General features: G+C 59.8%; 9 protein-coding genes. 5 read left to right on the forward strand and 4 right to left on the reverse strand.

The genetic code is table 11. From position 1 onward, the window contains the following. The first annotated feature begins 132 nt into the window (after positions 1-132). From BVK86_RS00500 to BVK86_RS00520, 5 genes are all read left to right on the forward strand, one after another. Positions 133-1,827: a DUF1302 domain-containing protein gene (locus tag BVK86_RS00500; protein ID WP_083659283.1), complete on the forward strand. Its 1,695-nt coding sequence runs from the start codon at positions 133-135 to the stop codon at positions 1,825-1,827. Between the two features lie 32 nt (positions 1,828-1,859). Next, the gene (locus BVK86_RS00505) at positions 1,860-3,236 is read left to right on the forward strand and encodes a DUF1329 domain-containing protein (protein WP_075944541.1); all 1,377 of its coding nucleotides are present in this window, start codon (positions 1,860-1,862) and stop codon (positions 3,234-3,236) included. A 177-nt stretch (positions 3,237-3,413) separates the two neighbouring features. Continuing rightward, on the forward strand, positions 3,414-4,508 hold the full coding sequence (locus tag BVK86_RS00510) for a WD40/YVTN/BNR-like repeat-containing protein (RefSeq protein ID WP_075944542.1): 1,095 nt from the start codon (positions 3,414-3,416) through the stop codon (positions 4,506-4,508). After that, on the forward strand, positions 4,508-7,003 hold the full coding sequence (locus BVK86_RS00515) for an efflux RND transporter permease subunit (RefSeq protein WP_075944543.1): 2,496 nt from the start codon (positions 4,508-4,510) through the stop codon (positions 7,001-7,003). The genes BVK86_RS00510 and BVK86_RS00515 overlap by 1 nt, the downstream gene beginning before the upstream one ends. Before the next feature lie 150 nt (positions 7,004-7,153). Next, on the forward strand, positions 7,154-7,984 hold the full coding sequence (locus BVK86_RS00520; protein WP_075944544.1) for an alpha/beta fold hydrolase: 831 nt from the start codon (positions 7,154-7,156) through the stop codon (positions 7,982-7,984). A gap of 186 nt (positions 7,985-8,170) precedes the next feature. On the opposite strand, the gene catA is transcribed toward BVK86_RS00520, so the two are convergent. The 4 genes from catA to salA all read right to left on the reverse strand — a co-directional run bounded on the left by catA (position 8,171) and on the right by salA (position 13,097). Further along, on the reverse strand, positions 8,171-9,106 hold the full coding sequence (gene catA, locus BVK86_RS00525; RefSeq protein ID WP_075944545.1) for a catechol 1,2-dioxygenase: 936 nt from the start codon (positions 9,104-9,106) through the stop codon (positions 8,171-8,173). Positions 9,107-9,174: 68 nt separating this feature from the next. After that, a complete protein-coding gene (locus BVK86_RS00530; protein WP_075944546.1) occupies positions 9,175-10,296 on the reverse strand; it encodes a muconate cycloisomerase family protein in 1,122 nt (373 codons plus the stop codon). A 40-nt stretch (positions 10,297-10,336) separates the two neighbouring features. Beyond that, entirely contained in the window at positions 10,337-11,710 is a 1,374-nt protein-coding gene (locus tag BVK86_RS00535) for an MFS transporter (protein ID WP_075944547.1), read from the reverse strand. Between the two features lie 73 nt (positions 11,711-11,783). Continuing rightward, the gene (salA, locus tag BVK86_RS00540) at positions 11,784-13,097 is read right to left on the reverse strand and encodes a salicylate 1-monooxygenase (RefSeq protein ID WP_371918956.1); all 1,314 of its coding nucleotides are present in this window, start codon (positions 13,095-13,097) and stop codon (positions 11,784-11,786) included. Positions 13,098-13,130: the final 33 nt, after the last annotated feature.

Below are 13,130 nucleotides of genomic sequence, written 5' to 3' on the forward strand. Positions count from 1 at the left end.
AACACGCAATGTGCTAAGTCGCTAACTTCAAGGGATTGTAAATCACTAAAAATATCGCTGTCTTTATGGCCAGCGAGCGTCACGGCTTCTTCAAAACCAAGCACTAATAATAACTAAGTTGGTGAAGAGAAAATGATCGTCAAGAAAACAAGAGAGTCAGGTGCGCTTGCGTGCGCGCAACGTCAGGATTCGGAAAGTCATCAGTTTCAACACCGGGCGCTGGCGTGTGCCGTTGTGACCGCGATGACTGCATTCGCCGCCCCCATGGCCAGTGCGTTCGAGTTCAATACCGGCGTCGAAGATTTGAAGATTCGCTGGGACAACACGATCAAGTACAGCGCCGCCTGGCGTGTAAAGGATCAATCTTCGAAGTTGACCGGCGACGCCAACCAGGACGACGGTGACCGCAACTTCGACAAGGGCATGATTTCGAACCGGATGGATCTGTTTTCCGAATTCGACCTGACCAAGAACAATATGGGGCTGCGCGTGAGCGGCGCCGGCTGGTATGACAGCATCTACAACCGCAAGAACGACAACGATTCACCGTTCACCAATAACTCGCGCTCTGTGGACTACAACGAGTTCACCTCCGAGACCGAGAAACTGCACGGTCGCAAGGCGGAACTGCTGGATGCGTTTGTCTTCGGCAAGACCGAAATCGGCGACATGCCCACGACCATTCGTGTCGGTCAACATACTGTCCTCTATGGCGAAAGCCTGTTCTACGGCGCCAACGGTATTGCGGGAGGCCAGGCACCGACCGATATCGTCAAGTTGCTGTCTGTACCGGGTACGCAGTTCAAGGAACTGGTGCGTCCGGTGCCGCAGATCTCCGGGCAAATCCAGCTGCGGGACAACCTAGCACTCGGCGCGTATTACCAGGTGCATTGGGAAGCAGATCGCTTACCAGCGGCGGGCAGTTACTTCTCCACTGTGGACATTCTCGATGACGGCGGTGAACAGATTCTCGCTGGTCCCGGTTCGAGTTTTATCCGTGGTAAAGACAAAAAGGCCAGCAACTCCGGCCAGGGTGGTTTGCAACTGCGCTTTCGGCCAGAAGATATCGACGGCGAGTTTGGTCTCTATGCCATTCAATACAACGCCAAGAGCCCGGTGGTGCATGCCAGTCTGAGCCCGGCCTTTGCGCCGGACACGTACGAGCTGGTGTACCCGGAGAAGATCAAGGCCCTGGGTGTCAGCTTCAGTACCACGGTGGGTGACACCAACGTTGCCGGTGAGTTTTCGGTGCGGGACAATATGCCTCTGGTGCCGCACGCCGGTTCGGTGACCGTGTTGCCAGGGGAACAAATCAACAATAACAACCACCCTTTGTATCCCGTCGGCCGTACTGCTCACGGCCAGGTCTCATGGATTGCCTTGCTCGACGCTGGCCCGTTGTGGGAAGGCGGTAATTTTCTCGGTGAAGTGGCGTGGAACCGCCGCCTGAGCATCACCAAGAACGCCGACGCACTGGACCCCAATGCCACCCGCGATGCCGGTGCGGTGCGCATGATTTTCGAGCCTGCCTACTACCAGGTGCTGGACGGGGTCGACCTCACGGTGCCGATCGGCGTGGGCTATGGCCTGTTCGGCAAGTCCTCGGTGATCAACCCGGGTTTCAGCGTCAATCATGGCGGTGACTTCAGTGTCGGGCTCAAGGCCGACTACCTGAAAACATGGAAGCTCAGCCTGATGTACACCACGTTCTTCGGCACTGAAGAAACCGGCGTGGTGCCGGCCAACTCCGCGGATCAATCCTACTCCTACGACCAATCCCTGAAGGATCGCGATTTCATCGCGTTCTCCGTGCAGCGTTCGCTCTAGTAAAAACAATAAGCCGAGCAGGAGATGTGAAGATGCAAGCAAAACACACGATTTTATGCGCTGCGTTGTGGAGCGTGATGTTCGCGACACCACACGTTCTGGCGGCGGTGTCCCCTGACGAGGCCGCACAGCTCAAATCGACCCTGACCCCCATGGGGGCGGAAAAGGCCGGCAACAAGGAAGGCACGATTCCCGCTTGGGATGGTGGCTACACCACGGTGCCGGCCGGTTACAAAAACGGCGACTCACGGCTGGACCCCTTCGCCAGCGAAAAGCCGCTGTACACCATCGATTCGAAGAACATGGACAAGTACGCCGACAAGTTGAGCGATGGCATCAAGGCCATGTTGAAGAAGTACCCGGACAGCTATCGCCTGGACGTGTATCCGACTCACCGCACGGCGGCGGCACCACAATGGGTCTACGACAACACCTTTGCTAACGCGACCCGCGCCAAGTTGACTGACGACAAGGTCTGGGTCGAAGGCGCCTATGGCGGCATTCCATTTCCGATTCCGAAAAACGGCGCCGAAGCCATGTGGAATCACAAGTTGCTCTATGCCGGGGAGGCGACCTCATACGCCTTCAACAACTACGTCGGCACGCCGGACGGCAAGCTGGTGCTGTCGGTGCGGGGCTATAACAAGGCCATGTTCCCGTACTACAACAAGAATGGTTCGCTTGAAACCTTCAAGGGCCAATCCACTCTTTTGCGCGTATGGATGACTGATCCACCCATCAAGTCCGGTGAGCAGTTCGTGCTTATCGACTCGACCAACAAACCGCGTCAGGCCTGGCAATACCTGCCGGGGCAACGTCGCGTGCGCAAGGCGCCGACCCTGGGTTACGACACGCCTTCGGATGTGAACTCGGGGATGGAATATTACGACGAGTCGTACATTTTTCTGGGCGACCTGGACCGTTACAACTGGAAGCTGGTCGGGAAAAAAGAGCTTTATATTCCCTATAACAACAACAAGTTCCTGCAAAAAAACGTGTCGATCGACAAGCAGTTGATGCCCCACCACATCAACCCGGATTCGACCCGTTGGGAACTGCACCGTGTCTGGGTCGTGGAAGCCGATCTGGCGCCAGGCAAGCGGCATGTGGTGCCCAAGCGTCGTTACTACCTGGATGAAGACACCTGGGGCGCGATTCTGGCGGATGGCTGGGACGGTCAGGGGCAACTGTGGCGTACCCAGATCTCGTTGCCTTTCCTGATCCCGGACGGTCCTTTCGTGTACCCGAACCTGCAATGGTCGACCCACAACCTGCAAACCGGCGGCTGGAGCGGCGAGGGCGCGACAGACTGGAGCAATCCTTCCTACACCTTCCACCTCAAGATGCTGACCGATGCCAGGTCCGGCGATTTCACGCCTGAAGCGATGTCGGGCGAAGGCGTGCGTTAAAGCAACCTGCAATTCCCCGTAGGAGCGAGCTTGCTCGCGATGGACGTCGACGAAAGCGCGAAGCTTCTGGATTAACGCGTCACCTTTGAGTCCATCGCCAGCACGCTCCTGCAGGGCCCGATAAAAGGTTGTAGATCCGCGTCAGATAACAATTATAAAAAAAGCTGGAGAATGTCTATGCGCTGTAATCGAACGGTCGGTGATTTGCTCACTGCCGCATTTTTGCTGGCCTCGTCCTGGTCCGCTCAGGCAGTCGTTCCCGGACCGCTTGAGCGTCCGGCACAGCTTTCGCCCCATGCCGAAAACTCAGTGCTGGTAGCCGTGACCTCGACGCCTGATCGCCTGGTAGCGGTGGGCGAGCGGGGCATCGTCGTGCTGTCGGACGACAACGGCATCTCCTGGCGCCAGGCGAAAGTCCCGGTAAGCGTGACACTGACCTCCGTGCAGTTTGTCGACGCGAAACAGGGGTGGGCCGTCGGTCATGGCGGTGTTGCATTACATAGCAAGGACGGTGGCGAAACCTGGGAAAAACAGTTCGACGGTATCGAATTGGCCCAGACCCTGTTACGTATTGCCAAAGAACGCCAGCAGAGCAACAACGGCGATCCGGATGAGCTTGAGCGCCAGGTGAAGGCCGCCGAGCTAATGGTATCCGATGGTCCGGACAAGCCATTGCTGGACGTCTATTTCGTCAACAGACGCACCGGCTACATCATCGGTTCCTACAACCTCATTTTGCGTACGGACGATGGCGGCCATAACTGGCAGCCATGGCAGGCACACGTCGACAACCCGACCGGGTTGCACCTCTATGCCATGGGAGGCAGTGGTTCGAGCCTGTACATCGTCGGTGAGCAGGGCAGCGTGTTTCGCTCGCAAAACGACGGCGCCGAATTCGAGGCGGTCCAGACGCCTTACGAGGGCAGCTACTTCGACTTGATAGTGGACGCCAACGACCAACTGCTGGTCAGCGGCCTGCGTGGCAGCACCTACCGCTCCAGCGACAGTGGCGCCGACTGGACCAAGGTCGAGGTGCCGTCCAGCGCTTCGATCACCGGCAGCGTGCGCTTGAAGGACGGCGGTTTTGTTTTGGTCAATCAGTCCGGCCAACTTCTGCTCAGCCGCGACAAGGGCAACAGTTTCCAGTTGTCGCCAATGAAACAACTGCCGCCGCTGGCGGGCATCACCCAGGCAGCCGATGGCGGCCTGGTCGTGGTGGGTATGCGGGGTGTCACGAAGGTCAGCTTGTCCAGCGTTGTCGGGAGTAAGTAATGAAATTTGATAATTGCGCGGACGGCAAACCCGTCATTTGCAACCTGGAAGACTTTGACAAGCAATCCGGTTCGATCGTGGAGCGCCTGTTCTTCAATCATCGGATGATAGTGCTGGTGGTGTGCCTGCTGGTCACCCTGGTGCTGGGTTTTTACGCGACCAAACTGAAGCTAAATGCCGATTTCGAAAAGATGATCCCCACGGGGCATCCGTACATCGAGCAATACCTCAAGCACAAAGGCGATATGAAGGGCTTTGGCAACGCGGTGCGCATCGCCGTCGAGGTCAAGCAAGGCACGATTTTCAATGCGGCGTATCTGGAGACCCTGAAGGAACTCAACGATGAAGTGTTCCTGATCCCGGGTGTCGATCGTGCGTTCCTCAAGTCGCTGTGGACTTCGAATACGCGCTGGCTGGGGGTGACCGAAGAAGGGCTGGACGGTGGTCCGGTGATTCCGGACAACTATGATCAGTCGCCGCAAAGCATCGACCAGACCAGGACCAACGTCGAGCGTTCGGGAGATGCCGAGCAATTGGTGGCCTCGGACTACAAGTCCAGCATCATCTTCGTGCCGCTGCTGGACGTGAATCCTGAGACAGGCAAAGCCCTGGACTACAAGCAATTCTCCGAGCAACTGGAAACCCTCAGGGACAAGTACCGAGGCCAGGGTGTCGAACTGCACATCACCGGTTTTGCCAAGGTCGTGGGGGATCTGATCGATGGCATTCGCCTGGTGCTGTGGTTCTTCTTTCTGACTATCGTGATCGCCGGTGCCGCGGTGTACTGGTATACCCGTTGCGTGCGCAGCACCTTGCTGGTGGTCGTCACCTCACTGATTGCGGTGACCTGGCAGATGGGCATCTTGCCGTTGCTAGGCTTCGAACTGGATCCCTATTCGATCCTAGTGCCGTTCCTGGTCTTCGCCATTGGCATCAGCCATGGCGCGCAGAAGATGAATGGGATCATGCAGGACGTCGGCCGTGGCATGCACAAGCTGGTGGCGGCGCGCTTCACCTTTCGCCGGCTGTTTCTCGCAGGTCTGACGGCGTTGCTTTGCGATGCAGTGGGCTTTGCCGTATTGCTGGTCATCAACATCCGGGTGATTCAGGAACTGGCGATTACCGCGAGCATCGGCGTGGCGGTGTTGATCTTCACCAACCTGATCCTGCTGCCGGTGTTGCTGAGCTTTACCGGGGTCAGCCGCAGTGCAGCCGTGCGCAGCATGAGGGACGAGGCGGGTGAGGCGGCCGGCGTCGAAAAACATGTGGTCTGGCGTTTTCTCGATCTGTTCACCGAGCGCAAATGGGCCAGTGTGGCGGTGGTGGTTTCGATCATTCTGGGCGTGGCAGGGTTCATGGTCAGCCTGCATCTCAAGGTCGGTGATCTCGACCCAGGCGCACCGGAGCTGCGTGCCGATTCGCGCTATAACCTGGACAACGCGTTTATGGCCAAGGCCTATTCAGCGAGCAGTGACGTGCTGGTGGTGATGGTCGAAACGCCGAATGATCAATGCACCGCCTACAAGACTCAGGCGCTGGTGGATGCGCTCGAGTGGGAATTGCATGACGTGGCGGGCGTGGAGGGGACCAATTCGCTGCCGTTGCTCAGCCGCCGGATCACCGTAGGCATGAACGAAGGCAATCCGAAGTGGTATGAACTGGTGCCCAACCAATGGACGCTGAACACCGTGGCCAACCGCACGCCGCGGGAAATCTTCAACCAGGGCTGCAACCTGCTGTCGCTGTTCGTGTACCTGCAAGACCACAAGGCCGACACCCTAGCGGGCGTGGTGGACAAGGTCGAAGCCTTCGCTGCGAAAAACAACACCGACGGCGTGAAGTTCGTGCTCACGGCGGGCAACGCCGGCATCGAAGCGGCGACCAATATCGTAGTGAAAAAGGCCAGTCACGAAATGCTGTTCTGGGTGTATGGCGCGGTGATCCTGCTGTGCTTTATCTCCTTCCGCTCCTGGCGCGCCGTGGTCTGCGCCGTGGTGCCTTTGGCCTTGACCTCGATCCTGGCCGAAGCCTTGATGGTGTCCCTGGGGATGGGCATCAAGGTTGCGACCTTACCGGTGATTGCGCTGGGCGTCGGGATCGGCGTGGATTATGCGCTGTATGTGCTGACCATCGTCCTGGGGCAACTTCGCCAGGGTTCCACGCTGTCCGAAGCCTATTACCGGGCACTGACCTTCACCGGCAAAGTGGTGATGCTGACTGGCGTGACACTGGCGCTGGGCGTGGCGTCCTGGGCGTTTTCGCCAATCAAGTTCCAGGCCGACATGGGGATTCTGCTGGCGTTCATGTTCATTTGGAACATGCTCGGTGCCTTGATCCTGTTGCCGGCGCTGGCGCACTTCCTGTTGCCTCAGGCGCAGGTATCGTCCGAACCGTCACGCGGTGAACCGGCCACCAAGGTCAATCTTGCCACGGCGAGCAAACCGGGCATTTGCCCGCCCCATCAAGCGACCTCGTCGGCGATCACGCTGTCGTGAGCGCTTGAACCAGAGCTGGCAACCCGGCGCCCACTGCGCCGGGCTCCCGGCAACACATTCTTCCGCAGCTTTCGGTTTGTGACTGGTTCACAGGCCGATTTTTGCGTCAGCCCCAAGGGCAATACCGACCGTTGAAAACAGGGAGACAGTATGAACAGCCAACATAACCCCGAGATCGGCCGTAGCGTTCAAACCGGGTCCATCATGACCAATTACCATGATGTGGGCAGTGGAGAGCCGATGCTGCTGTTGCACGGCTCCGGTCCCGGCGTAAGTGCCTGGGCCAATTGGCGCCTGAGCATTCAGAGCCTGCAATCGGACTTCCGCTTGCTGGCCCCGGACCTGGCGGGTTTCGGCTTCAGCCAGACGCCGGCGGATATCGTCTATTCGCGCAACCTCTGGCTGGAGCAGATCGTCGCGTTTCTGGATGCCACCGGCGTCGATAAAGTCAATGTGATCGGCAATTCGTTCGGCGGCTCCATGGCCCTGGCCCTGGCGATCCACCACCCGCAGCGCGTCAACCGGCTGATCCTGATGGGCAGTGTCGGCGTGCCGTTCGAGCTTACGCCGGGCCTGGATGCGGTTTGGGGGTACGAGCCGAGTGAAGACAACATGCGCGCCATCATGCAGGTGTTCGCCTATGACCAGGCGCTGGTGGGGGATGACCTGGTGCGCATGCGCTATGAGGCGAGCAACCGTGCCGGGGTTCAGGAAGCGTTTTCAGCTATGTTCCCGGCGCCACGCCAGCGTTGGGTGGAGGCGATGGCGCATCCTGAGGCCGATATACGCGACATCGGTCACAAGACGTTGTTGATTCATGGTCGTGACGACAAGGTAATACCTCTTTCCACCTCGCTGACCCTGCAGCAATGGATTGATGACAGTCAGTTGCATGTGTTTGGCCGCTGTGGGCACTGGACACAGATCGAGCACGCGGCGGCGTTCGCGCATCTGGTTACGAATTTTCTCAAAAGTACCTGAGTGGGCGCGAACCCCTTGTAGGAGCGAACTTGATCGCGAATAACACCCGTGCAACGCGGGCATTCAGGCAGCCAACGTCATCGTTAACGAGCATCGCGAGCCTGCTCGATCCTAGAGGTTCCGCAAACGACAAGGCCCCATCATTGGATGGGGCCTTGTCGTTCGCGCTTTACAGATACCGCAAGATCATTGGCCGGCGCGTGGACGCTGGCTGCGGTGTTCATCGTCGGCGTTGACCGCCGGTTGCAGAACGAAGTCGAATTCGAGTTCAGCGAACTGTCGCCCGTCCAGACCATGGGCTTTCGAGGCGTCGGCGTTGTCGAGCAGTCTGGCTTCGCCGACCAGCCCTTCACGGGTGGCGTAGGCGAAGTCGTCCCACAGGTATTTGTCGCCGGCAAGGTTGATCTGGCTGGTCAGATGACGATGTTCCGGTGCGGAAACGAACACATGGATATGTGCCGGGCGCTGACCGTGGCGGCCCAGGGCGCTCAGGCATTCCTGGGTCGGCCCTTCGGGATTCACACCGTAACCGCTCGGAATGATGCTGCGCGCGGTGTAACGGCCTTCAGCGTCGGTCTTGATCCGGCGACGCAGGTTGAACGCCGACTGACTCTCGTCGAAGTAGGAGTAGGTGCCATTGGTGTTGGCGTGCCACAGATCAACGATCGCACCGGCCACCGGCTTGCCGTCCGTATTGAGGACCGTACCCTTGATGAACAGCGGGATGCCGACGTCATCTTCACTGCCATCATCCATGCGCGCAAAACCTTCGCTGAGCGGCGCGTTAGCCACGTACAGAGGCCCTTCGATGGTCCGCGGGGTCCCGCCGGCCAGGCCTATCTGCTGGTCCTTGGCGTCCTGCAGCAGGTCCATGAAGTGCTCCATGCTCAGGCCCGGCAGCAGCAAGCCGAACTCAGCGTGGGCGCCGACCTTGTTCAGGCGATCCACCGCCAACCAGAATTCGTCTTCGGTCACTTCCAGGTCTTCGATGATCTTGAAGGCGTCGCTGATCAGGCGATGCATCAGTTGCTTGAGGCGCGGGCTGCCCTGGTCGCTGTTGAAACCGGCGGCCTCCTTGATCAGGTCCTGCACTTCAGCGGTGTGGCTGATTTTTACGGTCATGTCTCAGTTCCTCGTTTTTTGTTTTAGATTCGGCGAGCTATCAAGGGCTGCGCGTTAAATCGCCTTGGCTACCGGCGACGAAACAGCGCGAGGCGTTCTTCATCCAGGCTCACGCCAAGACCCGGTGTATTGGGGACGTGCAATTCGAAATCGCGGTAAACCGGTGCCTCGTTCACGATCTCTTCGGTCAGCAGTAGCGGGCCGAACAACTCGGTGCCCCAGGCCAGCTTCTTCAAGGTCAGGAAGGCATGGGCGGAGGCGAGGGTGCCGATGGCGCCTTCGAGCATGGTCGCGCCATACAGCGCGATGCCCGCCGATTCAGCGATCTGAGCAGTACGCAGTACCGCGCGTGGACCGCCGTTCTTGGCGATCTTCAGGGCGAACACGCTGGCCGCGCCATCCGCTGCGAGACTGAATGCGTCCTCCACCGATTCGATCGATTCGTCGGCCATGATCGGGGCCAAGCTGCGCTGATTGAGGCGCACCTGGCCGGCACGGTTGATCCGCGAAATCGGTTGTTCGATCAGGTCAATGCCGTTGTCGCCCAGCACCTGGCAGCCACGAATCGCCTGCGCTTCATCCCAATACTGGTTGACGTCGACCCGCACGCTGGCTCGATCGCCCAGGGCCTGCTTGATCGCCACCACGTGCTTGAGGTCCTGCTCCAGCGGATTGGCACCTATCTTCACTTTGAAAATGCGGTGGCGGCGCACATCGAGAAAATGCTCGGCCTCGGCGATGTCCCTGGCCGTATTGCCGCTGGCCAGAACCCAGCCCACTTCCAGGCTGTCGCGCACACGACCGCCCAGCAATTGGCTGACGGCCACACCCTGGCGCTTGCCCTGGGCGTCAAGCAAGGCGCTCTCCAGGCCGGACTTGGCGAAGGTGTTGCCCTTGGCAATCCGGTCCAGACGTTGCATCGCGGCATTGAAGTTACTGGCGTCCATACCGATCAAGGCCGGCGCCAAGTGCACGTCGATATTGGTCTTGATGCTTTCCGGGCTTTCGTTGGCGTAGGACAGCCCGCCGACCGTGGTCGACTCGCCCAGGCCTTCGATACCGTCGCTGCAGCGCAGGCGAATGATCACCAGGGTCTGCTGCGAAATGGTGTGCATCGCCAACTTGTGCGGGCGGACGGTGGGCAGATCGACGAGGATCGTCTCGATGCTTTCGATTTTGGCTTGGGTCATACCGGCTTCCAGATGCAGGTTGCAAGAACGTCAGGGGTCATTACGGATTGGCCTGTGGCACGGAGGAGGGCGACAACGGTTGAACGGCCTTCACGTCCGGGTCGGTGGGGCGCTGGCGCCTGACCCGAATCAGGAACAGTCCGATCGCCCCGGCACCGATCAGCCCCGGGACAGCGAAAGCCAGAAAGGAAAACTGCAACGGCAGTTCCGCGGCATGCATGGCCGCCCCGAGCATCGGGCCGATGATTGCGCCGATGCGGCCGATGCCCATGGCCCAGCCCAGTCCGGTGGAGCGGATGTGCGCCGGGTAGTACTGCACCGCGAAGGCATTGGCGAGGATCTGCGCGCCAGTGGTGCCGCCGCCGGCTATGGCGATCAACACATAGAGCACCGACAGTGGCGCCTTCACCGCCATCAATGCCAAGACCAGCGCACTGGCGGTCAGGAAACACAGGAGCACCCGGCCGAGACCGAAGCGGTCGGCCAGCCAGCCACCAAACAGAGAACCGAAGATCGCGCCGAAATTGAGCACCAGCAAAAAGCCGATGCTGGAGTTGATGCCGTAACCGGCGGTGTTCATCAGCTTGGGCAGCCAGGCACTGATGCCGTAGATCATCAGCAGGCTGCAGCAGAACGCCAACCAGAGCAGCAGGGTATTGATCAGGCGTCCGTCCTGGAAGATCTGCACGACAGAGACCTTGGGGGCCTGGCCAGCCTCGCGATGCAGTTCGTCATCCATGTGCGGGATGTATTCAGGTTCTGCCCGGTGCAGCAAATGCTGGGCATCTATGACCCTAGTCTTGCGCAGCAGAAAGTTGATCGACTCCGGCAGCTGGCTGACCAACAGGGGCAACACGACCAATGGCACGGCTGCGACTAAGAACACCGACGACCAGCCATATTGCGGAATCAGCCACATGCCAAGCCCGGCGGACAACATGCCGCCGACGGAATAACCGGTGAACATCACGGCGATCAGCGTACCCCGCAACTTTTTCGGCGCGTACTCGTTCATCAGCGCGATGACGTTGGGCATGACCCCGCCGATGCCGATACCGGCCAGAAAACGGAAAAAAGCGAACTCTTCAGGGGTGCGGGCAAAGCCGTTGATTACGGTGATGCCGCTGAACAGCACCACGCACATTGTGATGGTCTTGCGCCGGCCGATTCGATCCGACAATTGACCGAAAAACAGCGCGCCGACCATCATGCCCAGCAGCGCGCAGCTACCCAACAGACCGGCCTGCAACGCAGTGAGGCCCCAATCCTTCATCAGGGCGGGCAGCACCACGCCGTAGATGACCAGATCGTAACCGTCGAAAATTATGATGAGCGCACCCCAGAACAGCAGGCGTGCGTGAAAGGCATTGAATCGGGCCCCGTCGAGCAGGGTGGCTACGTCGATAGTTCGCATGGCATGGCTCTTCTTGTAATTGTTATTTGAGCCGGGGTGTCGCCTGGGCGCACCCCGGTTTGAGCGCAGACGATCAGGATGCGTCTGACGGCATCCCCCAGCCCAGACGCGCGCGCGCCTCGACCACATCGGTTTCCGGGTCGTGGTTCCACAACCAGTTGAAACGGCTTTCCAGCTTGGCCGCCAGGGCCTGCTCATCAGCGCCGATCTCGGGGTCGCGCATCTCGTACAGCTCGCCTGCCTGCCAGGAGGTGCGTTGTACCTTGCACGCTCGCGGACGGCGCAGTTCGTCGTAGGTGGTGAGCACGGCGGGGAGGTTGTCGGCGGTCAGCCGCGAGTCGCCCAACAGGCGTGCCAGGAAGTAAGCATCTTCCAGGCCCTGGCCGGCACCGGCACCCTGGTGCGGCAGCATGGCGTGGGCGGCGTCGCCGATCAGCACCACGCGGTTGTGCACGTAGCCCGGCAACTCGGCCAGGTCATGCAATGCCCAGTAGGTCGGCTCGGGAATGCACTCGAGTAGCGTGCGGGCAGCCTCACCCCACTCGGCGAAGTCTTCGAGCATCTGCGCCTGGGTGGTCTTGCGCACCCACGGGGCGTCGGCCGGCCATTGCGGGGTGGCGCTGGAGCGGTCGGAAAGGAACGCCACCACGTTGATAATGCGACCCTGTTTCACCGGAAAGGTCAGGATGTGCCCGTCCTTGACCAAGTACATCTGCGGCACGTCCACCAGATGAGTATTGATGCCCTTGGCGCGGTAGGCGGCACGCAGGGTGTCGCTGTCGATCATGCCGCGATAGGCGCAGGTGCCGGTGAAGCGCGGCTCGGCCGGTTCAGCGTTGATACCTTCGAGTACGTGAGCGCGCAGCGCCGATTTGATGCCGTCTGCGGCAATCAGCAGGTCGCAACGGTAGTCGGTACCGTCGGCGAACGTGACACGGGCCTCGTTGCCGTTCTGCTCAACACCCACGGCGCGTTTATTGAACTGCGCGATACCCGCAGGCAGGTGCGTGGTCAGCACATCGAGGAAGTCGGCGCGGTGCACCGTAGACTGGCCCATGCCCGGCATTACGGTGGTCGCCAGGTACTTGGATTCGCCGGTGCCGTGGCGCCATTCGAACCAAACGTCTTCCCAGGGGGCAGGGGTGCGGTCTTCGACTTTGCGGTAGGCGTCGCCGATACCGAGGCCGTTGAGAGCACGCACCGAGTTAGCGCCGAACGCGACACCGGCACCCACTTCACCGAAGGCCGGTGCAGCTTCAAACAGCTGCACCTCGACGTCACTGTTGCGGCAGAGATCAAGGGCCAGGGCGACGCCGGAAATGCCGCCGCCGACGATACCTATACGCAGGGATTGCTTGGAGCTGTTGTTATTCATTGGGATACCCATGACGGAAATTCTTGTTGTGGGAACCATCATGAG

The organism is Pseudomonas reinekei (assembly GCF_001945365.1).
GTDB lineage: Bacteria > Pseudomonadota > Gammaproteobacteria > Pseudomonadales > Pseudomonadaceae > Aquipseudomonas > Aquipseudomonas reinekei.